The organism is Streptomyces sp. NRRL B-24484 (assembly GCF_000717715.1).
GTDB lineage: Bacteria > Actinomycetota > Actinomycetes > Streptomycetales > Streptomycetaceae > Kitasatospora.
The window spans coordinates 60,497-82,247 of sequence record NZ_JOAI01000032.1 but is presented as its reverse complement, the minus strand read 5'-3'; the positions used below and the strand labels follow the sequence as shown (position 1 = coordinate 82,247).

Genomic DNA, 21,751 nt, shown 5'->3' with positions numbered 1-21,751 from the left:
GTAAGGCTTTCGATATTTGTGCAGGTCAAGCAGTGGTAGGGGTGTCGGCCGGGCGGCCGCGCCGCCCACCACTGCGCCCCACCGCCGCGTCTGGTGGGCGCGGTCGGGTGGGGCGCGGTGGTGGGCGGCGTCAGCGTCCGAAAGACCAGGGCTGACGCCTCATCAGTCGCCTTGGGGTGAGGCAAGGGGTGTGGGCAGGGCGAGACAGTCGTCGGCGTGCTCCACGGCCTGGGCGCGCATCTTCTCCAGGTCCTGGGCATCGGTCCCGCTGGTGGCTCGACAGCCCGTGCAGCGCCACCAGGCGGGGCCGGGGGCCACCTGGTGAGTGTCGGGCCAGGGGTCGGCGCCGACGATCTCGACCTCGGCGCCGCGACGGTTCTGCAGGCGGATCCAGGTGTGCTCGGGCCCGCCGTCGCTGGGGGCGTCGGTGCGCAGCAGGATGTGGCCAGCGGCGGTGATGCGGATCTGGTGGTGGCTGGCGGCCTCGCGGAGCAGGATGTGCAGGACGCGGCGTCCGCCGAAGGCGTTGCGGGTGTCGATGCTGGCGATGGCGGCGTGGAGCCCGTCCGGGGTGGTGCGGTCGAAACCGAGGGCGCGGAACGCGGCGAGGAGCAGGACCAGCACCTCGTAGGCGTCGTCGTCGCTGAGGCGACCGGTGCGGCGGTCGGGTGTCAGACCGGAGAGATGGGCGGCGAGCGCCGGGTTCATGATGGGCCCTTCGTGTTTGGTGAGGTGCTGTCCGGGGTGACGGGTATCCAGGTGTGATCTTCTGCTCGAGTTACGGCGAGGAAAATCAGCAGGCTGCCCAGCGGCACAGCGTGGTAGTCGGGACGGGGTCCGGCCGTGCCGCCCACCGGACCTCGGCGCCCGTCGGGGCGGGCCCGGGATGGCACGGGTGCCGACCCGGGGTGGGCCGAAGGGTCATTCAGGCGGTGGTCGCGGCCTGGTCCAGGACCAGGCGGGCCGCTCGCAGGTCGGCCAGCCAGCGGGTCAGGTCCTCGCTTCCGCTCGTGGCCGTCAGCGCGGTGTCCCGTCGCAGCAGCGGGGTCAGGACCGCCTCGGCGTTGCGGTGCGCCTCGCCCGGGTAGACGGGCTGCGTCTCCAGCAGGTCCTCGGCGATGGTGCGGATCTCGTCGGCGATGTCCTCGGCGAGCTGCTCGCGCAGCCCCTTCCCCGGTTCGCTCTCCTGCCGGTCCTGGAGGCAGTCGGCGAGGGTGACGGTCAGACGCAGGCGGGCCGCTTCGGTGAACTGTTCGCCGAGGACGGTGAGGTCGGCGCGGGCCTGGGTGTCGGCGAGGTGTTGGCGGCTGCGCACGGTCTGTTCGGCGCTCGCGCCGGTGTTGGGCTGCTCGCAGCGGCGGGTGCGGCGTTCCTGTTCGGCGGCGTCGGTCTGCCGGGCCAGGCGGGTGGTGTGCCAGGTGAGGCGGCGGGCGGGGTCGTGCAGCCACTGGCGGAGTGCGTGCAGTTCGTGCAGGTCGCGGGCGGCGAGCGTGGTCATGGCCGGGTGGGTCCTTCCGGTCGAAGCAGGTCGTGGGAGCGGGGCGGGTCAGGCCGTGGCCTGGTAGAGGAAGTCGAAGCTCCCGGGGGCCCAGGTCAGGTAGGTGGAGGCGAGGATCAGGGCGCCGTCCCAGCCGGCGCCGGTGACGGGCAGCTGAGCGGGGCCGTCCCAGCCGTGGACATCCAGCAGCACGGCGGTGCAGTCGGGCAGTGCGGCGAGCACCTCGCGCAGGTCACCGATGTCCAGCCCGCACTCGCCCGCCCGGTCGGCACGCTTGGTGCGGTCGGTGGTGCCCGCGGGGGCGGCGGGGACGGGGAACAGCGCCTCGGCCTGCGGGACGGGGCGGAGGGTGGTCAGGAGCAGGGCGCCGTCCCAGTGGGCGGCGGCCACCGGCTGCTCCGCGCAGTGGTCCAGGTCGGGGACGGCGATCAGCACCGGCGCGGTGTCGGGCAGGTCGGCCAGCACGTCCAGCAGCCGCCCGGCAGTACAGCGGGTGGTGCGCTCGCTGACACCGGGCGCGGTGAGCAGCTGGGCGAGCGGGGAGGCGGTGGGTGCGGTCATGGCAGGTACCTCCGGCAGGGATTCGGTGGCGGCCGGTCGGCCGGTCCCGTCCCCGGACAGCGGCCCGCCCGCCCCGGCCGGAAGGTGGCTGGGTTGGGCGGGTGCGGGCCGGGGGCGAGACCGGGCAGCCGGCGGTCAGCCGGTGTGGTTGGTGATGCCGCCGCGGCCCCAGGCGGTCTGCCTGCCGATGTTGGTGGTGCGGTGCTCAGGCCGGTAGGACCAGGCGAGGATGGTGTTGGCCGCGGTGGACCCGTCGCCGTTGGCGGTCGCGGACGCCCCGGCGGTGCTGCCGCGGGTGAAGACCCGGAGCTTGCCGAGCAGCAGTGCGGTGCCGACCGCGACGGCGGTGACCGTGATGGTGACCCACATCAGGACCTCGCCGATCTTGTCCGCGTGGGCCGCTGCCAGGCCGAGGCCGGCGCCGGCCATCAGCACCAGGGCGCCGGCCGAAACGGCCCCGACCGAGCCGAGCAGGACACTTTGGCGGACCGCGAGCGGCAGACCCGGGTCGGCAACGGCTGCGGCGGCGGGCGCAGCAGCGGGCTGGACGGCGGGGGTGGCGAGCGGGTTGTGCACGGGGACTGCGGCGACCTGGCCGTCGATGAGGGCCGGCACGTAGATCTCGTCGGTGGTGGTGGGCCGCAGCGGGACGGCGAGGATCTGGCCGTCGAGGATGACGGGGCTGTAGCTGTCGGCAAGGAGGGTGATCTGCGGTTCGGCCGGAGTCGGGTTGGTGGTGCGGCGGGTGGCCTGGGTGATGTCCACGGCGGACTCCTTCGAGGCTGTGGGGTGGGCGGGGAAGCGGTTGGTGTGCGGCGCCGGGCGCCTTCTGGGGCCGCCGGAGCGACTGGTCGGGCTGGTGGTCGGTCCGGCGGTCCTCGGAGAGGCCGGGAGCAGGACGTAGCGGTGGGAGCTGGCTGTGTGGACGGCCAGTCAGGTCGGCTGGCCGGCTCAGGAGACCAGGGCGGAAGCGAGGGATGCGACGCTGCGGAGGAACTCGCTGATGGCGGGGGCCATGGAGGTCTGGGCCAGGAAGAACCCGGACCCCACGAGCGGGATCGCCACCGGGACGCGCACCTGCTTGCGCCAGAGCAGCAGGCCGGAGACGGCGGCGGAGATGGCCAGAAGGGATGCGGTCACGACCACGGGGGACTCCTCGGTGACATGCAGGCGGGTTGGAGGGGTGTGCGCGGGGCAGCCCGGCCGGACAGGTCCGGTGCGTGGCAGCGGAGGCCGGGTCAGTAGGGAATGACTCGCCGACCGGTGGGCTCAGCAGCCCTGGTCGGCGGCCGGAGAGCCGCGACGGTGGCGGGTCCTGCAGCCGGAGGTCACCTCAGTGAGCGCAGGGCCGCCAAGGCGTCCTTCGGGTTGGTGATGTTGCTGCGGTCGGCCATCCCGCCGTGGCCCTTGCTCCCCTTGCTGGTGCGGGGCTTGGGCTCGTCGTCGAAGTCGTCGAGGTTGTCCTCGTCGTCCTCGCCGTCGAACTCGCCCGGCTGCGGCGGCAGGGTCCAGTCGAACCACAGGCCCAGTAGCTCCAGCTGTTCGATCTCGTGGGCGGTGAGCCCGTGAATCGTGTCGGGGAACAAGGGGGCGATGGGCTGGTCGAAGTCCATGTAGAGCGTGCGCAGGACCTCAGGCTTGGCGATCGGGACGATCCAGCCGGCGCCGCCCGTGTTCGAGTCGACGGGAGGCTCGGCCTCGCCCTGCATGATCCGCTCGATCCGGCCACCCTCAGCCTTGGCAAACGACCTCGGCAGCGGGTCGGGGATGTCGTCGGCCGCGACCGCCAGAGCCTTGAACGTCTCCGTGACCTTCTTCGGCCCCGGGTCCAGGACGACCGGGATGCAGTTCGCGCGGAGGTTCTGCAGCAGCAGCGACGGGAAACCGTCCTGCACGTAGCAGCTCTGCCCGGCCGGCGTCTCCCCGATGCCGTACTTGCGGCCCTTCACCGAGAGCGTCACGGAATGATCCATGATCTCGGTGCCGTACTCGGCGCCGGTCGCCGCGGACAGGAACTCGTCCCAGAAGGCCGCGAGCGGCCGGTACGGGCAGCCGGGCTTCCCCGCCTCCCAGTCGTGGATCTTTCCGTCGGCCCACGGCATCCGGCCGCGGATGTCCATCAGCGCGACTGCCGCCCGCATCGCACGCACCATGTAGAGCGCGCCGATCCCGTACTTGTCGCAGTGCACGCCCAGAGCCGCGGTCTTCTCGTCGGGGGCCTCGGTCACCAGCCACACCACGGCGCCCCAGTGCGCGTTCGCGGCCACCTGAAGTGCCATCACCTGGGTCTTGCCGCCGCCGGAGGGGGCGACGAGCAGGCCGTGCGCGGCGCCGCGGTCGGTGTGCACCCGGTTGCGGGCCGGCTGGCCGTTGGCCAGGAACCCGGTGGTGTACCAGCCCTGGGCGTCCGGCTTGAGGAGCTCGACGGTGGCCGGGTAGATCTTCGCGAGCGGAGAGACGTCCCAGTGCGTCACCAGCAGGTCGTTCCCGTCGACGACAACGAACACCTCGCCGGCGTCGTAGGTGGTGCCCAGGGCCTTGCACAGGGCGACCATGTCGATGCGGGGCTCCCCCACGCTCTGGGGCAGCCGCGCCGTCCAGTAGGTCACCTGCCGCTCGTCGTTGCGGATGCGGTCGTTCAGCTTGGAGCCGGGGATCGCAGTCCTGCCGATCCCGTCCTCCCACCACTCGGCCAGGGTCGGGCGCTCCCGCCGGCGCTTCCTTTCGTCCGGGATCACCTGCGCCTCGAGCCAGCCCGGACCGCTCTGCCGCCCGGCCATCCGGGTGGTCGCGACGAAGACGACGTCGTCCTCCTGGACGCCGAACGCGGCGGCAACGTGTGCCTCCTTCAATCCGGAGATCGGCCGTCCCGGCTCGCTGGAGCGCAGGAGCAGCGTCAGGTCGTGAGGCTTGCCCGGGTGCGGCTTGGCAACGACCACGTGGGTGCGGGAAGGGTTCTCGGCCCGCTCCCAGAGCTTGCGCGCCTGGCGGGTCAGGTCGTCGGCGCCGTCATCGGGCACCGCTGCGGCGGCCGGCCGCGGCGCGGCGGGCAGGGCCTGCGGCACCGGCACGGCCGCGGCGGCCAGCGCGCGGCGGCGGTGGCGCCGCGATGTGTAGGTGAGCGGTGCCACCGTGCAGCACAGCAGCGCCCAGCCGCCGGCCATCGCCCAGTCCCAGCCGGCGCCCGGCACCTTGTGGGCGGCGACGTCGACGGCGGCGGCCAGGAACACAGGCGACAGCCGAGCCAACCAGCGGCCCGTGTTCTTGTCCGCCTCCTTACTGCTGATGTTGGCCGCGATCGCGCAGACCGCGGCGGTAGCACCGGTGCCCACGGTCCAGTTGACGGTGTCGGCGACGGGGCTTCCGGCGGGGAGGTTCGCGGCAACTCCGAGGAAGGGCGCAGCCGCCAGGTAGAGAGTGCGTTCGAGGACCACGGAAGCGGAGGCGCCCACGGAGCGAGGTTCCTTTCATCAGGGCGAACAGGTCCGGGGTGGGCCCCGCCGTCTCAGCGGGGCCCACCCCGGCGGGGCGAGGAAGCGAACGAAGGGGTCAGCCGGAGAAGAAGCCCGGCTTGGGGGTGCGGTACCGGCGGCCGCGCCGGACGCGGTCCAGCGCCCCGTACATCCGGCGGTGGGCGTGCTTCGCCGCGATCGCGGCGTTCTTGGCCTCGCGCGCGGCTTCCAGCACCCGGCGCGCGGCGTTTGCCGCCTCCTGCTGCGCCTTGCCGACCTCCTGGGTCAGCTCGACGAACACGGTGTCGAGGTCGGCGTGGGCGATGTCGTCGGCCACCTTCCCGGTCTCCACCGCGGTCTGACGCAGCCTCTTGTCGATCTGGGTCAGGTTCCTGGTCGCGGTGGACATGGCCTTCGCGACCTCGTCGAGCTTGCGCTGGACGTCTCCGTAGCCGTGCTCGCCGTCGGCCAGGACCGGCACGCGGGTCCTGCGGCGACGGCGAGCGGGCGCCGCCGGTGACGGGGCCGGGGCCGCCGCTTCGGTGCTCGCGGCGGGGGCCGGCAGGTTGCCGGTCTGCGGTTCCACGGGGCTGCTCCTTGTCTCTAGGTGTGGTGGACGGCCGCGGACGCCTGCTCCAGGCCGCCGTCCTTCATGGCCTCCTTGTCCTCGCCGTAGACCTGGGCGACGGAGTGCGCCGCCAGCTCGGCCGCGTCGGCCGCCTTCTGCGACATCTCGGAAAGGATCCGGGCCTGCGCGGCGCACTCGTCGGCGAGCTTGGACAGGCTCTCCACCAGGCGGGTCACCTTGGGGCTGATGTTGTGGTCGCCCAGCAGGTCCTGGCACATCTCCCGCAGCTGCATGGCCAGGGCGTTCAAGGTCTCCACGGCCGCCGTCACCGACTCGTGGTCGGTGATCGAGTTCCTGGCGCTGTTCACCATCGCGACCAGGTACTCGTCCATCGTGATGTTGGTGCTGTGCTGCTTGGCCATCCGCTGTCCGGGGACAGCGGGCGAGGCGGGGGTGCGGGTCATGGGCGGCTCCGTCGTGCTCGGGTCCGGCCGTGTGGTTCCCGGCCTCTTGAATCGCTGCTCCCGCTCGATCGCGGGTCCGAGGGCCTGCAGCGGCCCGGTGCGCGGGGCGGGGGCCTCGTCCTGCACGATCTCGGCGTCGACGATGCCGTCGTCGCCGGGTTCGGCCTCACGTGCCGGCTGTTCGGCCCGGCCGAACGTGACGGTCTCCGGCTCCGGGTCCGGGTTCCACTGCGGGGTGGTGTCGTACAGGTTCTTCAGGAAGGCGAGCCACTCCGGCGACCACGGGTCCGAGGTGCTCGATCCACCGAACACCCAGGAGGCCTCGGTGTCCTCGGGCGGGGGCTCGGCGGCCGCGCCGTCCTGGCCGTCCTGGCCGACGTTCTTGTCGAGGAAGTCCTTGAGGCCCTTGATCCAGCTGCCGTCCTCGTCCTCGCCTTCCTCGGTGGCCTGCTTGTCGACGAGGTCCTTGAGGCCCTTGAGCCAGCCCTGGACGTCCGGCTCCTTCTCCCCTCCTTCCTCCTCGCCGGCGTCAGCGTCCTTCGCGTCCTGGGCGGCCTGCTTGTCGAGAAAGTCCTTGAGGCCCCTGATCCAGCCGTCGGCCTCCGGCCCCCTGCTGTCCTTCTCGTCCTCCTTGTCGTCCTCCTTGTCGTTCTCCGCGTCCCGCTTGGCCCGCTGCTCGAGGAACTCCTTGAACCCCTTGATCCAGCTGCCAGCCTCCGGGGCCCGGTCCTTCGACGCCGGGTCGTCGGCCTTCGAGTCGGCAGCGCCGTCCTTCGACGCCTTGTCGCCAACCTTCAACGCCGGGTCGCCGACCTTCGAGTCGGCCTTGTCCGGCTTCGAAGCCGACCCGGCCGAGCCGTTGTCGCCTTCAGCAGAGCCCCGGCTGCGCTTCAACTTCCGGCGGATCGCGCCGACGACCGTCGTGTCCCCGGTGTCGGCCCCGCTCTCCCGCCGGGCGCGCTTCTCATCGCGGCGCCGCTTGCGCTCCTCGAACGTGTCGTCGGCCTCCCGCTGCCGGTTCTGCCGCTTCTGGTCCCGGTCCTTGGCGCGGTCGCCCAGATCCGCGGCCTGCCGGGCGGCGCGGCGCTCGTTGCGGGCCCGGGCACGTTCGGAGGCCGAACTGGCGGGGGCGTTGCCGCCGCCCCCCAGCCCCCCGGAGCCCTTGGAACCACCAGAGCCCGAACCGGCACCGGAGCGGCCGTTCGGCGCCCCGGAGCGATCCGAGCCCCGGCTTCCACCCCCCAGGCCGCCAGACGGGCCGCCAGAGCCCCTGCCGGGCCCGTTCGTTCGACTGCCACGGTCGGTTCCGCTGCCCTGCGGGCCGCCCGACTTCCCGCCGGCACCCGCACCGCCGCCGGTGCCGCCGCCCAGGCCGCCGGGCCTGCCGTTGCGACCCGACCCGGCCGGACTCTGCTGCGAGCCCTTCCCGAGCCCCTTGCCCGACTCGCCGCCCTTGCCCCGCCCGGCGAGCTGGGCACCGCGCGCGTCCACCTCCGCCATGCGCAGCTTGTTCTGCTGCGCCAGAAGGCTCGTTTCCCTTTCGGTCTGCGCATTCAGGCGGGCGACTCTGTCCGCGACCATCGCTTCGCGATAGGGCGCTTCCTCGTCACTCTGCGCCCGGATGCGGTCGACGACGGACTGCAGGTATTGGGAGATGATTTCGGCGAGGGAGAGTCTTTCGCGGTACTCGTATTCGCCGCTTTCCTCATATTCGGCTTCCCCGGCGGATTCCTCCTCAGGAACGGAGGGCCGGGCGGGAATTCCCTCGGACCGGAGAAACGACTCCGGGGGTGCGGGCTGGGGGATGGCCGGGATTTCCGGCGCTTCGCGCGGCGGCTCGGGCCGGCGCGCGGTGTCCGCGTGGCGCGGGATGGTCGGCGTGCTGGTGCCCGGGAAGGGCAGCACCCGGCCGTCGGGGTTGTCGGTCACGACTCACTCCCTCCAGGGGTTGACAGAGCGTGGGGTCCTCGTGCACGCGTGCACGCGGGCACGGGTGCACGCGTTTCGCGCGCGAGGCCCCGCCGGACTGCCGACGGGGCCTCGCGGTGACGCGTCGTCACTGGGGCGGGAACTGCTCGGTGACCTCCTGCGCGTACCGCTGGAGGTCGTCCCAGAGCCTGGGCTCGCCGGCCGCCCGCCGCTGCATCGCGGTCAGGAAGAGCCGACACACCATCGCGAATCCGAGTCTCGCGTCGGCGAACCCGGCCCGCTCCTGCTTGACGATCTCGGATCGCGTCGTGCGGAGCCAGTTCTCCGCGACGCCTTTCTCTCCACGCATTTTCACGGCTTCGGACTCGCCCTTGAGGCGAAATTCCTGCACGTTCGCCGCAGTACGCTCAACGCCCACCAGGGGCCGCGGCCACGTCATGCCGACCGCTTCATGTCAAAAATCGACGTGGGCCCACTGTAGCCGGAATTTCCAGCCGGAGGAACCTCGGGACTTGCTCCGTTTACCGGGTGGTTCTGCGGAGCCTTTTTGTTCGCCTTGTTCAGCGCCTTGAGCGCGCGCTGCGCGGGCAGCGACTTCACCAGGTCGTCGTGGACGCGGCGCCGGTAGACGGCCCGCCCGATACCCTCGGTCGCGCTCTCCAGGTCCTTGATCGCGGCCCGCAGCCGGCGCTCGACCGGCAAGACCCGCAGCGGCGCGTGGTAGCGCCGGTCGCCCGCCACGTGCGTGGCGCGCAGTTCGGCGCGGGTCTCCTCCAGCAGCAGCTCCAGCGAGCCGTGCAGGCCCCGCAGGTGCTGCTGCATGTCCGCCAGGTAGGCGGCGAACGACACGGGGTCGCGCGCGACGCCGCGCATGGCCAGGCGGCGCTCGTCGTCGGTCATGGTTCCTCCCGAGATACGGGCCAGCGGCCGGGGAAGGGCTCGTGGCCTTGGCTGTGGCGGTCGGGACCCGGGCTCCGGCCGGATGTCCGGGTCGTTCGGTGGTGCTCGGCGATCGGCGCCTTCGGCGGCCACCGGGGCGCTGTGCCCCGGTGGCCCCAGGAGGAGCCGACGAGTGGTGAACCGGCCGCGACGCGGCCGGGGGTGGCAGGTCAGAGCGCCCGACGGGTCTGCTCGAACAGGGCCCGCAGGGGGCTGTCGACGTCGTCCAGGTGCATGCGGGCGGTGGCCCGGCGGGTGGATGCAGTGCCGGTGGAGAACCCCATCTGACCTGCGATGACTTCATTGGTCACGGCGGTCTCGTCCTCGGCGTCCACCAGCATCGACATGATCCGCAGCACGTCCCAGTCGGCCTGGGTCAGCCGCTCGCGGGCAGCCGCCTCGTTGAGCTTCGCCCGGACTTCAACCGCGCGAGCCTCCGCTTCAACGGCGCGCTGCGCGAGTTCCGCCTTCGTGGCCCGCAGCGCCTCCGTCTCGGCCGCCTCCTCCTCGCGCCGGCGCTCGGCTTCAGCCTCACGCCGCAGAGCTTCAGCAGCCTGCGCCCGATCTTCAGCCGCCTGCTTCTCGGCCTTCGCCGCCTCCGCCTCCTGCGCCTTCGCGGCCAGCAGCTCCTCGGACTCCGCCAGCCGCTCCAGCCCCGCCATCCGCGCCTCATGGGCCGCGGCTTCAAGGTCGATCTGCCGGGTCTGCTGCTCGGTCTCAAGCTCCAGACGCTTCTGGTCGACCATGGCCTTGGCCTGCTGCTTCTTGCGCTCCAGGTCGGCCAGGAACCGGCGGTGCTCCGTGTCGTCCTTGATCGCGGCGATGTCGGCCTCGGCCTGGTCCTGAAGGCGCTGTAGCTCGGCTTGACGCTCGGCCACGCGCTTCTGAAGCTCCGCCTCCCGGCCTTGAACCTCGTTGTCGATCTCGGCCTCGGTCTCGATCCGCGCGAGCCTCAAGCGGCCCTCGGCCCGGGTCTGGTCGGCCTCGGCCTGAAGGTGCGCCTCGCGGATCTGAAGGTCCGCCTGGATCTTCTGAACCTCCGCCTTCGCCTGCTGAAGGGCGGCCCGTCCCTCCCGATCCAGGACCTTCAGCTGCTCCTCCCAGGGAAGGCTCAGAGCCTTGTCGACGCTGAGGCCGGACTTCGCCATCTTGAAGGGCAGCAGCTGGTCCGGGGTCGCCACCTTCTTCCAGTCGGGGCCGAGGTCCTGGGCCAGGCGCTGCTCGTAGACCTCAAGGTCCAGACCCAGCTGCACGACCTCCGCGTACGGGATGTTCCACAGCGACATCCGGCGCGCCGCCCGGCTCGTCTTGATGGGAGCGAGGAGCCAGTTGCTCAGCGGCGGCGCCCCGAGGTCGGCACGACCGTGCAAAAGTGCGGCCCGGCGGCCGATGTAGTGCCGGCCCGCCTCGGCCAGCGCCACGTAGAGGACGGGGATGACGCCGTGCATCGCGGCGCCGACCGGGTCCTGAAAGACCGGCCCGTCGGCGGCCGCCGCGTTGAAGGCGATGGTGGCCAGGGTGAGGCCCATCGCCAGCCAGCGCACCAGGGGGAACTTGATCCCCTTGTGAACGAGGAACAGGTCGATCGACTGGAGAGCGATGATGCCCGCGTCGATGCCGATCGGGAAGGCGTAGGAGAAGAGGCCGAAGCCCTTCGACAAGGCCAGGTCGCGCAGGGCTCCGTAGGAGCCGGCGAAGCCGATCGCGGCCACCACGGCTCCCGTGATCAGGGCACCGCCGGCCACGACCGCCAGCAGTTGGCTCTCCTCCGGCTTCTCGATCCGGACGGTGTCGGGGCCGTACACGCTGTCGTGCGGGTCGGCGGGTGGGGTGGGCTGTCCGTTGGTGGTGATCTTCTGGATGGGAAGGCGGCGCTCGGCCTGGCCGCTCGCCTGTTCCATGGTGACGGTCACGCCGTCGGCTCCTCTCCGGGGAATGCGCGGGCGGTCACCTCTGTGGCGCTCGCTTGGGGCCGGGACGTCACCCGGCTTCAGCCGGCCCGTCCGGGCCAGGCTTGTTCGTCATGTGCTGATCGGAGGTCAGTTGGCCTTGGCGCGCTTGCGGGCGGCCCGGCGCTTCATTGCGCGTCGCTCGTCCTCGCTCATGCCGCCCCAGACGCCGGCGTCCTGGCCGGTGTCCATCGCCCAGGTCAGGCACTGGTCCATCACGGGGCACCGCTACACGGCCTTGGCCTCCTCGATCTGCAGCAGGGCCGGGCCGGTGTTGCCGATCGGGAAGAGCAGCTCTGGGTCCTCGTCACGCCGAGCGCATCCGCCAGTCGGTCTCGGCGGCGGTGGTGAGCATGATCTTGGGCATGGTGGGGCTCCTCTCGGTCAGCTGATCCGGGCGGTGTGGGCGAGCTGCCGGAACGCGGCGGTGCTCACCGGGTGGGCGATCTCGTCGAGGACGTGCTGCCAGGCCGGGCTGTCCGCCTCGCGCGGCGTCCACGGGTCCGGGTCGTGGGTCAGCTGCCAGGCCGCCCAGGCCTGGGCGAAGGTCTCGTCCTCGGGCTGCTTGATGACGACGTCGCGCTCGTGGTCCCACTCGGCGCAGTGCCGGCGGATCCGGTCCTCGCCGAGAGTGCGGACGGTGATCTGCCAGGTCGGCCAGCCCTCGCGCGGTCCCGGGTCGATCGCCAGGACCTCGTAGGGGATGTCGCTGGCGTAGGCGCCTCGGTAGATGCCGCCGACGCGGCGCGGGCCGATCACTCGCGCAATCCAGCGGCGGGTGCTGGCCGCCTCGTAGTACGCGCGGCGGGCAGGAGTAGCGATGCGGGCGCGGTGCTTCATGGTGGCCTCCGGCCGGAAGTCGTGGACGCCGCTGCGCCCCGGGCCGAGGTCCGGGGCGCAGGGGGGTGGGGAAGAACGGTTGGGCGCCGCCGCTGAACGTGCGGCCGTCTGGTCGGGGGGCAGGCAACTACGGGTCCGGCCGCCGTCGGCTGCAGGGCGCGGCCGACGGCGGCACAGATCGATCAGCGGTCGTACGGCTCGGTCGGAGTACCTGGCGGCATGGTCAGCGGACGGATCGGGCCGTGCGCACCAGCCAGCGGCTCGGCACGGAGCCGGTCGGCACGCTCGACCGACTCCTGCGCGCCCTGCCACTGCTGGGCACGGACCTGCGCGGCGTCCCGCGACTGCGACTTCTGCTGTGCCGCCACCCACGCCGGGCCGGCGACGTCGGCGAGCAGCTCGCGGTTGCGGGTCTTCCGGCGTTCCTTCGTTCCGACCGCGGCGTAGGCCAGCGCCAGGGCCCGGCCGTCCGGGCAGGACCCGGAGCACGCGGAGCACCGGGCGGTGTGACTGGCGTACCGGCCCTTGGCCGCCGCCAGGGCCGCCTCGTCTCCCGACTCGCTCCTCCTGCACGCTTCGGCCAGGCGTCGGCCGTCCGCACAGGAAGCCTGGCACGCGGCGCACCGGGCGCGGTGACCGAGGTAGCGGCCCTCGGCCGCCTTCGCCGACGCCTCGGACCCGAGCTGGTGGAGTGCAGGGGGCTTCGGTGTCGACACCTTCCGCAGGACCGTCGTCGGCCTGCGTGACGCGGCCTCCGCCGTGGCTTCCGCCAGCAGCTCCCGCCAGCGGTCCACGCTCACGTCGACCAGCACCCGCCGGTTCGAGCTCTTGCACCGCATGGCCTCGCCGGAGCCGGCCCGCTGGGTGTGGTGGGGCACCAATTTCGGTTGGGCGCCGCCCGTGCCGGTGATCGGGCACCAGGTGCCGCAGGTCGGGCACGCCAGCTGCTCGGAACCGGTGTGAAGGTCGTAGTGGTTCGGCGTCAGCGTGGAGAGCTTGACCGGCGGGAGGCTGGAGGTGTTCTTGGTCCGGGTCCGGCGCCGCCGCTCGGCGGCCACCGGCGTGTTGGAAGAAGAGATCATCGAAGGCTCCTCAGCAGAAGAGACGAAGGTGAGAGGCCCCTTGGGGCCGCACCGTGGTGCGCCCTCCACCTGGCAGGCAGCCGGTAGTCCCCGGCGGCCTGGCGGGTGGGCAGCGCACCAGCGCTGCATGGCCACAGAACGTGGCTGACCTGGGGATTTGGTGGTGCTATCAACCCAGGCCTGCAAAGCTACGTACCGAGAGGGACGGCGCGATGCCGTCATCCGCGCCGCCGCCCCGAGGGGCCGCACGAGCGGAAGGTGCAGGAGAGCTGGTCCTAGCCAGGTCCCTGTCCACCACGACCAACCCGCCAGGTCGTTCGTGGTGGACAGGCAGAAGCCAGAACTGCTGCTGATGGTGCCGGGCTCAGCCCTTGCTGCCAGCGGCCTTCGCCGCCTCGACGCGTTCCTGCGCCGCGCGCGCCTGGCGCAGTGCCTCTTCGGCCTGCTGGCGCGCCTGCTCCTGAGGTGTCATCACTTCGAACCCCCCGCCTGCTTCGCGTCCTTCAGTGCCTTGAGAGCGGCCCGGGCCGCGGCCTTAGCGAGGCCGGAGGTCGCCTTTGCAACCAGCAGGTCGAGCCTTGCATCGGCGCTCATGCCGCTACCTGCCCGTCGTGCTCGATCCGGAGCGTCACGGCGAGCTCTCCCACGGGCGTGGCGCCGGTGATGGTAGCGATGTCGCCCAGGTAGGTGACCCTCTCGGTGTCCAGGGCGGAGGCGATGACCTCGGCGCCGTTGGCCGGGACGGCCCCCAGGTCGATACGGGACGCCCCGACGGCGACCGCGAGGACCAGGAGCTCGATGATGTCGACGAGGCGGTCCTCGGCGACCTCGTCCGCGGCCGGCTCGTCCGCGATGATCTGGGCGATCCGGCCGGCGGTCGGCGAGTTGCGCATCGTCAGCGCCGGCGCGAGGGCCGAGGAGATGTTCGTGGGGTCGGTGCAGGCGGGCAGGGCGCCCTGCGGCATGATGCTCACGGCGAGTTACTCCCTCAGGTTCGTTGAGGTCGAGGCGATCGCCACTGGGTGCGGCCGCGAACCGCACCAGCTGCGGGTCCAGGAGTGCGAATCCTGGGCCCGCAGTGTCGTTTTGTGGAGGTGCGAACCCCAGTCCCGACACAGCGATCTGGTCTGTCACCAGCGGCTTTCGGGGTGCGAACCCGCTCCGCTCGGCGACGGGACAACAATGACACACCATCAGCGACATAGTCAACTCTATGTCGGCACAGATGCCGTTCAGAGTTGCTGTGTCGGCATGGGTTGAGATGTGGTTCACTACTGCGTACGACCGTGACCACAACGAGTACAAGGAAGGGGGATCTGGAGTGGCCCTGAAGTGGGAGCAGCTCGCGAAAGATCTGGCCCGGACCTGCGCCAGCCTCCCAGCAGGTGCCCTTCTCCCGAGCGTGAAGCAGCTGATCGCGGAGGGGCGAGGTTCGAGGACCACAGTCGGGGAGGCCTTCAACGAGCTGACCCGCCGAGGCCTCGTCAAGGGCATTCCCGGCAAGGGCTACGTCGTACTTCCGCGGCGCCAGTCCAAGATTCTCCTGACTCGACATGGAGGTAGCGGGATCGGCCCCTTCGGCCTGGACGGGGACGGCCGTCTGGTCTTCATCAGCCAGACGTTCAGGGAACCGCTGGCGGGCGTGGCAGTGAAGTTGGCTTTGCCTGAGGACGATCTCCAGGTTCTGGAGCGACTCCACCACTGCACTCGAACCGAGGATGGTGAGGGCGATGTTGAGGGCCAGGTCATCCTGATTCAGCACAGCTGGTACCCGGCCGCTGTCGCCAATGCTGTCGGCCTTGACGACGACACCTCCCCCGAAGCTGCCCTCGCGGTACTCGGTGCGGCTGGACTGGTTAACTCGGCCAGCGAACGTGTCGGCTTCCGGCCCGCGGCCGACGATGAGGCCGAGACCCTGGGTCTCGGGCCGGCCCAGCCCGTGGTGCAGATCGAGCGGCTGCTGGTGGACAAAGCCGGCCGCCGAGTTGCGTTGAGCAGGCTGGTGGCGCCAGCCGAACGTACCGAGATCATCTACAGCGATCTCAACGTCCTCTCGGCCTCCGGCAACGGCTAACACCCTGTTCTCCCTTGACGTCGTTCAACATCCAAAGCTCGGCAACCGTGACGCGAAACGACTACTGCAGGAAGTGACATGACGGGGTGACAAATGAGATGTCACCGGCTTCTGTCACCTCCGAAGCGCAGCTCCCTGGTGCCAAACTCGCCCCACACGACGCCGTTAGGAGGACCTGGAATGTCCGACGACCGTCCCAGCTGGGCCCGCCGAATGATCGAAGAGAGGGCCGCCCGAGGCTGGTCTCAGATCAACGCGGTTCGCGTGATGATCGCCTGCCTTCCTCCGGATATCGAGATGTCGGAGCAGGACCTGCTGCGCCAGTGGAAGCGCTGGGAGGCCGGGGAGGTTGAACCGAAGAAGTACAAGGCTGAGATCGCTCGGACTTTCGGGACCACCACGGGCGCGTTCTTCCCTCAGCGTGGCCGCCGAGACGGGCGTACCGAGATAGTGCAGGTCAGCGGACTGGACACCATCGAAATCATCGCCCGTCTACGGTCGAGTGATGTCGACAACGCGACCCTGGACGCACTCCGGATCACCGCGGACCGGCTCTGCTGTGAATACGCCTACATGCCCGCCGACCAGCTCCTGGTGGAGGGCCGTGCCTGGCTGAGCAGGGTCGTTGGTCTCCAGCATCAACGGGTCAATCTCGCCCAGCACCGTGAGCTCATCGCGCTCGCTGGGAAGTTGTCGCTCTTGGTTGGCTGCGTGGAGTACGACTCGGGCCAGCCGCGCCACGCGGAGGCCACCCGGCAGGCGGCTCTCATGCTCGGCGAGGAAGCCGGTGAGCGCAGTGTTCAGGGCTGGGCCCATGAGATGCGGGCCTGGTTTGCATTGACCCGTGGAGACTTCCGCGGCGTCATCGCGGCAGCCGAGGCCGGCATCGCGGTGGCACCGAACGAGTCTGTTGCTGCTCAGCTCTACGCACAGCAGGCGAAGGCATGGGCCCGACTGGGAGACCGTCAACAGACCGAGGTCGCCTTGAGCAAGGGACGAGAGCTGCTCGAGCGGCTCCCCTACCCCGTCAACATCGAAAACCACTTCGTCGTGGACCCCGCCAAGTTCGACTTCTACCGAATGGACGCCTACCGCAAGGTCGGCGAGGACCGCCTCGCTGAACAGTTGGCCACCGAGGTGATCCGGGCCAGCACCGACTTCGACGGGGAAGAACGAGCCCCAATGCGGATCGCCGAGGCCCGCGTCACCCTTGGCGTCGTCGCCGCCCGCGACGGAGACCTGGACACCGCGCTCGCCTTCGGAGAGAAGGCCTTGCAGGGCACCCGCCAGTCCTTGCCCTCGTTGGCCATGGTTGCGGGTGACCTCGGGCAGGTTCTCCAGAGCCGCTTCGGGCACGCGACGGATGCGGTCGAGTTCGTCAACCACCTGCGCGAGCTGCGTGGTGGCCAATGAGTCGACGTCGTCGCTCAGCCCGCCACGGTCCCGCTTCGATGCTCGACCGAGTACTCTCGGTGATCTGCGGCGCCTGTGCCGACACACAGCTGTCTGTGTTGAATGGCGTGGCCTCAGGGGCCCGCTGTGGGTTTAGGATCAGGTGCTGACCGTAACGGTCTGGCGGGAGGTGGAAGCCCCGCCGGACGGTGAGGGTCGTGAAAAATTAACGGCCCCGCCGCAACCGCGGCGGGTGGAAGATCCCGCCGGACTCGGTTGCCCGGGGCCGGTGAGCCAGGAGCTGTGTGAAGGCGGCTCGACTGGCTCGATAGCAGTACACCTTTAAGGCAAAGGAGGTGTGCGCTGTGGTTCAGCGTACCCGTTGGACGGCCCGGCTGCGCAATAGCGCCTGGTCGATGTCGCGCGGCGTTGTGACGCGCCCGGCCGTGGTGGGTCCGTGGTCCGAGATTTCCCTGCCCAGCGGCGGTTTCCGCCGGGTGGGGTTCGCCCGTTCGCGTGTCGCCCGTGTTGAGGGCTTGATCCGATCGGGCTCCGCTGCGCTCCGCGTCTTCAGGAGCGTGGTGTCCGCCGTGGCTGCCTCAGGCGGTCGGCGTGCGGGGGTGGGGATGACCTAGGCCTTCTGGGGCGGCGCCCCTTCCGCTCGTCCTCCTTTCGCAGGGGAGGTCTTGCAGTAGCGCCGCCCGGGAGCTCAACCGGATTCGCAGCCCGGTCTTGCGCCCAGATCGTCCTCGTGAGGGACCGCCCTGCCAGGGGCCTGTCGCCTCGCTCTTTCTTTCGGTTCGCCAGAACCGCTTCCAGCCCGGTGAGGGGCCTTCGCGCGCCTTCCCACGTAAGCAGGAGAGCAAGGTCATGATGCAGCATCGTGCTGCCCAAATCCACTCCGGCGTGCCCACACGCCGTCGAAACCACCTGATTCCGGCCGTTACTGCGGTACGAGCAGGGCGTGTTGTGTCGCAGGCGTCCTCGAGGGGCGGCCGGTGAACGCGACCGCGGTGACACTGCCAGGCCGGCGTTCTGCCGAGCCAGGGTCGACGCGCGGCCGTCGGTGGCTTCGTGCTGTCCCGAATCAGGGGGTGCCGCCGGGGGCATTTCTGCTGGGCGAGCACCCGCAGGTGTCCCGGGAGTCGGTTTCGCGACTGATGTCGGCAGCACTCACTGACAGCCGTAGCTGTCAGTGGCGTGCTTCCGCTGATGCGCGTCGGTCAGTCCACGGGGGCCGGCGCCTTCTGGCCCAGGAAGGTCCATTGACCTCCTGGTGTGGCTTGGGGGGTACCGGGCGGGACGGTCACCCACAGGGATCCGTCGTCAGCGACAAGAAGCAGGCCCTGAGAGTGCAGGGAGTGCAGCGATGCACGGACCTCATCCGGCGCGGATCCGACGTACTCGCGCAGCCCGGCCACCAGGTCGGTGTCTCGCAGGATCACGTCGAGGTGCCCGGCAGCAGCGAAGGGGACGCGCGGTCCGTAGATCGTTCGGTACTCCAGCATGAGGCGCATGGTGGTGGCTTCGTCGGAGTCGGCTCCGTATGCCTCGGTGACCTTGCTCATCACCTCCTCGTCCGTGCCCTTGGGGGTGTGCCACTCCTTGTAGTACAGCCCCGGCGGGTTGAGGGCGTGCAGGGTTTGCGGGCGGGGCGCCATCACGGGACGGGGGCCAATGCGCGCGGTTGCGGCTGTGCGGCGCGCGGCTTCGCGGGCGCGACGCTCGGCGTGGTTCTTCTTGGCTGCCATGCATGTCAAAACGAGCAGCGTATTGGCAGGTTCCCCATGCCCCCCGCGGGTCGTTCGGTCCTTGGGGAGGTCCTGTGATGGTCGCGTCTGCTGCCCAGTACCCGGCACCGCGTTCCCACCGGATGTTCCTCGGACCGGTGCCAGGTCCGCGCTCGGCCGAGCCCCGGCCGGGGCGTGGTCGCCGGTGGCTTCGTGCTGTCCCGAACCAGGCCATCTCGCCGGAGCCACTGCTGCTGGGCGAGCCGATGCGGCTGCGCCTGCAGGCGGCGGTGCATGCGCTCCTGGCGGACGAGTCGGTCGCCGGGCTGCCGGATGCTGCACGCCTGGCAGCCGTGGTGGTCTACGCGAAGGGCGCGGTGGAGACCGGTTCGACGGTGCTCTGGTCCGGAGAGCTCGCCCGCTGGCTCGGCGTGAGCATCTCCATGGTCAGCCACAAGGTCCTCCCGCCGCTGCGTGTCCGGGGTGCCCTGCGAACCCTGGTGGTCACCAACGAGAACGGCGAGCCGATCGCCCTCGACCTCCGACTGGAGCCGGTGGCGCGCGTCCGGCGAACCCGCGACATCCGGCACCCGCTCGCCCTCACCCGCGCAGAACTGACCACGCTGATGCGGCTGTGCGAGGCTCTGTTCGGCCCGGGCTGGGCGCCAAAGGACAAGGCGCCGACCCCGCCCGGCGTGCTCGCCCTGCGCGAGCGGGAGCAGCGGCACGGTGCGGCGACCGACCGGCTTGCGCTGCTGTTGCTGGTGCTGTCGTGCCGGGAGAACGGCCGGCTGAAGCTGTGCTCCGGCTCGCTGAAGGTGCCGGAGCTCGGTCGTGGTGCGGCCACCCTCGCGCTGCTGCTGCATGGTGGTGCGAAGCCGCTCACGCCCGTGGCCGCCGACCGGGTGCTGGCCCGTCTGGAGGGCTATGGGGCGGCCCACGTGGAGCGGGGAGAGGACGGTGTGCCGACGGGCAGGGTGACGCTGGTGCCGGTGGCCGAGAGCTTCGCGGCGGTGCGCCCCAAGAAGAAGCCGGCCGTCGCACTTCCAGCGGCCAGGCCGGAGAGCCCGAGGGTCGAAACGTCACAGGCAACGTCGCCGGCGGCTGCTCCAGCGTGCCCGGACGCGGAGGCTGGCGAGGAAGCCAGGAAGGCTTTCTCGTTGCCGTCGGTGAGTACCGAAGGAGATCTTGAAAGCATGGAGCGCGTGGATGGGGCGCCGGCATGCCTTGGACCTGCGGAAACGCCGAGGGATGAGCCGCCGGCGGCGGGTTCGACGAGTGCCGAGTTCCACACTCCCCACGCTCTTGTGGTTACTCCTGGTGGTCTTGCTGACGTTGTGGATGGCTTTTCCGGCGCTCGCGCCGTTGGGGTGACCCACCGTCAGCGGTGGCGCGGGGGCACGCGCGAGGAGGTGCCCGACTTCGGTCTGCCCGGGCTGCGGCTCGTCGGGGCCGGGGACGGCCCGCTTCGCGGGGAACAGCACACCCCCACTCCCAGTCAGCACCCCCAGCAGGCAATCAACCAAGTCCGCCGGACGCCGCCCGTCCGCCTGCCCCGGGACGCCTACCTCGCCCGTGCCCTCGCCCCCGTCGAGGAGGTCTGGTCGCGGTTGGAGAACTCGTCTACGAGGCGTTTCGTGCTCAAGCACGTCCGTGCGGCCTTGGACGGCGTCGCTCGATGGACCGGCTTCGATGATGCCCCCGAAGCGCTGGCCGACCGGCTGTCCTACCGGCTTGAGCGTCAGCGGCACCAGGGCAACCCGTACGTCTCGGACCCGGTCGGGTGGCTTCTGACGCGTGGTCTGCCGCAGGAGCGACAGTGCTCGGCGCAGGCCTGCGACAACAGCGTCCGCCTGGACACTGGGGCCGACTGCATCACCTGTGACCTGCGGGTCGAGGATCGCCGCTCCACCCGGCAGGCTCTGATCCGCCAGATTGTCGAGCGGACGCCCGACCTGTCGTTCGAAGAGCGGCAGCAGGCCATCGGGGAGGGCCTGCAAAGCCACGCCATGGCCCGTGCCGAGGCTCAGGCCGACCGCGTCCGCCGAGAGGCCGCGGCCCGGGAACGCTGGGAGCAGCAGCGGCCGGAGCGGGAGGCGCGGGCAGCGGAGGCCGAGCGCGCCCGGCTGGCGGTGCCGTGTGCAGACTGCGGGGTGGAGCAGGCGGAGGGGCTGTGCGTGCGGTGCGCGTGGAAGTGGGACGTCGCCTCGAGTGTCCACGCGGCCATCGACCTGCGGCTGGCGGCCCGGGCCGACCTGAGTTCTCGAACCTCGTTCCGGGAGGTGTGGCAGGCGGTCCGCGGCGAGCTGCAGGAGCGTCGGGACCACGCCCGTACCGGTCTGGAGGACCAGGACGGCGTGATCGCCCGCGGGGTGGTGCTGTTGACGATGCAGCATGCCGTGGACGAGTTCCGGCAGGAGGCGCTCGACCGCTTCGCCGCCTCCGAGGCTGCGGTGCTGGAGGCCGAGGCCGCGTATGACGCGGTGATGCGGGCGCGGCACCGGTACACGAGTACGGAGGAGGCTGAGGAGACCGCAGTGCGCCGGGCGGAGCAGGCGCGGGGTCGGGCGGCTGAGTGGCTGCTGCAGCAGCGGCTGGCCCGGGTGTCGGACCTGCGGGTCAAGATGGGCGCTCGGACCGTCGCAGTCGCTCAGCCCGGGCGAGACCGCGCGCTCGAGGGCCGTGGGCAGAACGGTGGGACTGCATCGGTCGCGGAGGTCGAAGGGAGTTGCGTATGACCGCCAACCATCAGGCCGGTCCGCAGGGCCAGTACCCTGCGGTGTGGGTCGCCGGCGCCTACCCGTCGGTGCTGCTGGCGGTCCTGGGTCAGCACGGCGGGATCCCACAGGCTATGCGAGAGAGCATCCTCCGGCAGCTCCACGAGGGCCACCGCTCCCCCGCCGAGCTTCGGGAGAGGATCGAGCGGCGGTGGTGGTCCACGTACAGCCACCTACCCGCGGGCGACATCGCCGAGCGCGCCGACGAGATCGCGCTCGCCCTGGTTGCCGCACCGCCCTGCAGCATTGCGCGCTGCGAGGACGGCTGGCACCTCGACGCCGACCGAGGCTGCCCCCAATGCCGTCAGCGGCACATCGACACCGACGCCCTGCCCGCCACCGGGCCGGCCGCGTCCAGCGAGCACATCGCGGCGACAGCCGCCGCGATCCGTCGCACCATCCGGGCCAGCCGCACCAGCGCCCATCACCGCCAGTCCCGCCTGGACGAGCGTCTGCAGCAGGGCAGAAGCACGACGCGCGGCTAGATCCCTACGCT

General features: G+C 71.0%; 20 protein-coding genes and 1 pseudogene. 4 read left to right on the top strand and 17 right to left on the bottom strand.

Annotated features, from left to right (window positions below):
• Positions 1-162: 162 nt before the first annotated feature.
• The 16 genes and pseudogenes from IE98_RS0126200 to IE98_RS0126115 all read right to left on the bottom strand — a co-directional run bounded on the left by IE98_RS0126200 (position 163) and on the right by IE98_RS0126115 (position 14,256).
• The gene (locus tag IE98_RS0126200) at positions 163-708 is read right to left on the bottom strand and encodes a hypothetical protein (RefSeq protein ID WP_030272996.1); all 546 of its coding nucleotides are present in this window, start codon (positions 706-708) and stop codon (positions 163-165) included.
• A 217-nt stretch (positions 709-925) separates the two neighbouring features.
• On the bottom strand, positions 926-1,498 hold the full coding sequence (locus IE98_RS0126195; RefSeq protein WP_030272994.1) for a hypothetical protein: 573 nt from the start codon (positions 1,496-1,498) through the stop codon (positions 926-928).
• Between the two features lie 48 nt (positions 1,499-1,546).
• Positions 1,547-2,059, bottom strand: a complete 513-nt coding sequence (locus IE98_RS0126190) for a hypothetical protein (RefSeq protein WP_030272991.1) — start codon at positions 2,057-2,059, stop codon at positions 1,547-1,549.
• A gap of 135 nt (positions 2,060-2,194) precedes the next feature.
• Complete coding sequence (locus IE98_RS0126185) at positions 2,195-2,824, bottom strand: hypothetical protein (protein ID WP_030272989.1); 630 nt, start codon at positions 2,822-2,824, stop codon at positions 2,195-2,197.
• Positions 2,825-3,010: 186 nt separating this feature from the next.
• Complete coding sequence (locus IE98_RS0126175; RefSeq protein WP_159401068.1) at positions 3,011-3,199, bottom strand: hypothetical protein; 189 nt, start codon at positions 3,197-3,199, stop codon at positions 3,011-3,013.
• 188 nt (positions 3,200-3,387) lie between these two features.
• Positions 3,388-5,511 carry a hypothetical protein gene (locus tag IE98_RS0126170; RefSeq protein WP_030272983.1) on the bottom strand — a complete coding sequence of 708 codons (2,124 nt, stop codon included), beginning with the start codon at positions 5,509-5,511 and terminating at the stop codon, positions 3,388-3,390.
• Positions 5,512-5,608: 97 nt separating this feature from the next.
• Positions 5,609-6,097, bottom strand: coding sequence for a hypothetical protein (locus IE98_RS0126165; RefSeq protein ID WP_052390987.1), 489 nt, complete (start codon positions 6,095-6,097; stop codon positions 5,609-5,611).
• Positions 6,098-6,114: 17 nt separating this feature from the next.
• Positions 6,115-8,472 carry a hypothetical protein gene (locus tag IE98_RS0126160; protein WP_159401067.1) on the bottom strand — a complete coding sequence of 786 codons (2,358 nt, stop codon included), beginning with the start codon at positions 8,470-8,472 and terminating at the stop codon, positions 6,115-6,117.
• 127 nt (positions 8,473-8,599) lie between these two features.
• Complete coding sequence (locus IE98_RS0126155; protein ID WP_159401066.1) at positions 8,600-8,821, bottom strand: hypothetical protein; 222 nt, start codon at positions 8,819-8,821, stop codon at positions 8,600-8,602.
• A gap of 86 nt (positions 8,822-8,907) precedes the next feature.
• Positions 8,908-9,372 carry a hypothetical protein gene (locus IE98_RS0126150; RefSeq protein WP_030272974.1) on the bottom strand — a complete coding sequence of 155 codons (465 nt, stop codon included), beginning with the start codon at positions 9,370-9,372 and terminating at the stop codon, positions 8,908-8,910.
• Positions 9,373-9,581: 209 nt separating this feature from the next.
• Entirely contained in the window at positions 9,582-11,324 is a 1,743-nt protein-coding gene (locus IE98_RS52305) for a DUF2637 domain-containing protein (protein WP_052390986.1), read from the bottom strand.
• Between the two features lie 126 nt (positions 11,325-11,450).
• A pseudogene (locus IE98_RS43105) lies at positions 11,451-11,654 on the bottom strand (WhiB family transcriptional regulator).
• A gap of 90 nt (positions 11,655-11,744) precedes the next feature.
• Positions 11,745-12,200, bottom strand: coding sequence for a hypothetical protein (locus IE98_RS48305; RefSeq protein WP_159401065.1), 456 nt, complete (start codon positions 12,198-12,200; stop codon positions 11,745-11,747).
• Between the two features lie 182 nt (positions 12,201-12,382).
• Positions 12,383-13,282, bottom strand: a complete 900-nt coding sequence (locus IE98_RS45070) for a hypothetical protein (protein WP_159401064.1) — start codon at positions 13,280-13,282, stop codon at positions 12,383-12,385.
• A 471-nt stretch (positions 13,283-13,753) separates the two neighbouring features.
• Positions 13,754-13,876, bottom strand: coding sequence for a hypothetical protein (locus IE98_RS52030; protein ID WP_267882364.1), 123 nt, complete (start codon positions 13,874-13,876; stop codon positions 13,754-13,756).
• Positions 13,873-14,256 carry a hypothetical protein gene (locus IE98_RS0126115; RefSeq protein ID WP_030272966.1) on the bottom strand — a complete coding sequence of 128 codons (384 nt, stop codon included), beginning with the start codon at positions 14,254-14,256 and terminating at the stop codon, positions 13,873-13,875. Before IE98_RS0126115 ends, IE98_RS52030 begins: the two co-directional genes overlap by 4 nt.
• Positions 14,257-14,495: 239 nt before the next feature.
• Between IE98_RS0126115 and IE98_RS0126110 the strand changes: the two genes are divergently transcribed.
• Entirely contained in the window at positions 14,496-15,356 is an 861-nt protein-coding gene (locus IE98_RS0126110; protein WP_078661312.1) for a GntR family transcriptional regulator, read from the top strand.
• A gap of 180 nt (positions 15,357-15,536) precedes the next feature.
• Positions 15,537-16,769: a tetratricopeptide repeat protein gene (locus IE98_RS0126105; RefSeq protein ID WP_030272963.1), complete on the top strand. Its 1,233-nt coding sequence runs from the start codon at positions 15,537-15,539 to the stop codon at positions 16,767-16,769.
• A 1,202-nt stretch (positions 16,770-17,971) separates the two neighbouring features.
• Here IE98_RS0126105 and IE98_RS0126100 read toward each other — a convergent pair.
• The gene (locus IE98_RS0126100) at positions 17,972-18,499 is read right to left on the bottom strand and encodes a hypothetical protein (protein ID WP_030272961.1); all 528 of its coding nucleotides are present in this window, start codon (positions 18,497-18,499) and stop codon (positions 17,972-17,974) included.
• Positions 18,500-18,744: 245 nt separating this feature from the next.
• On the opposite strand from IE98_RS0126100, the gene IE98_RS0126095 reads away from it, so the two are divergent.
• A complete protein-coding gene (locus IE98_RS0126095; RefSeq protein WP_030272959.1) occupies positions 18,745-21,216 on the top strand; it encodes a hypothetical protein in 2,472 nt (823 codons plus the stop codon).
• Positions 21,213-21,740, top strand: coding sequence for a hypothetical protein (locus IE98_RS45065; protein ID WP_030272957.1), 528 nt, complete (start codon positions 21,213-21,215; stop codon positions 21,738-21,740). Before IE98_RS0126095 ends, IE98_RS45065 begins: the two co-directional genes overlap by 4 nt.
• Positions 21,741-21,751: the final 11 nt, after the last annotated feature.

Excerpts from the sequence above, each read along its gene's own strand:
- IE98_RS0126200 (WP_030272996.1), bottom strand. The coding sequence starts at position 708 with ATGAACCCGGCGCTCGCCGCCCATCTCTCCGGTCTGACACCCGACCGC.
- IE98_RS0126195 (WP_030272994.1), bottom strand. The coding sequence starts at position 1,498 with ATGACCACGCTCGCCGCCCGCGACCTGCACGAACTGCACGCACTCCGC.
- IE98_RS0126190 (WP_030272991.1), bottom strand. The coding sequence starts at position 2,059 with ATGACCGCACCCACCGCCTCCCCGCTCGCCCAGCTGCTCACCGCGCCC.
- IE98_RS0126155 (WP_159401066.1), bottom strand. The coding sequence starts at position 8,821 with ATGCGTGGAGAGAAAGGCGTCGCGGAGAACTGGCTCCGCACGACGCGA.
- IE98_RS0126150 (WP_030272974.1), bottom strand. The coding sequence starts at position 9,372 with ATGACCGACGACGAGCGCCGCCTGGCCATGCGCGGCGTCGCGCGCGAC.
- IE98_RS48305 (WP_159401065.1), bottom strand. The coding sequence starts at position 12,200 with ATGAAGCACCGCGCCCGCATCGCTACTCCTGCCCGCCGCGCGTACTAC.
- IE98_RS45070 (WP_159401064.1), bottom strand. The coding sequence starts at position 13,282 with ATGATCTCTTCTTCCAACACGCCGGTGGCCGCCGAGCGGCGGCGCCGG.
- IE98_RS52030 (WP_267882364.1), bottom strand. The coding sequence starts at position 13,876 with ATGAGCGCCGATGCAAGGCTCGACCTGCTGGTTGCAAAGGCGACCTCC.
- IE98_RS0126110 (WP_078661312.1), top strand. The coding sequence starts at position 14,496 with ATGTCGGCACAGATGCCGTTCAGAGTTGCTGTGTCGGCATGGGTTGAG.
- IE98_RS0126105 (WP_030272963.1), top strand. The coding sequence starts at position 15,537 with ATGTCCGACGACCGTCCCAGCTGGGCCCGCCGAATGATCGAAGAGAGG.
- IE98_RS0126100 (WP_030272961.1), bottom strand. The coding sequence starts at position 18,499 with ATGGCAGCCAAGAAGAACCACGCCGAGCGTCGCGCCCGCGAAGCCGCG.
- IE98_RS0126095 (WP_030272959.1), top strand. The coding sequence starts at position 18,745 with ATGCGGCTGCGCCTGCAGGCGGCGGTGCATGCGCTCCTGGCGGACGAG.
- IE98_RS45065 (WP_030272957.1), top strand. The coding sequence starts at position 21,213 with ATGACCGCCAACCATCAGGCCGGTCCGCAGGGCCAGTACCCTGCGGTG.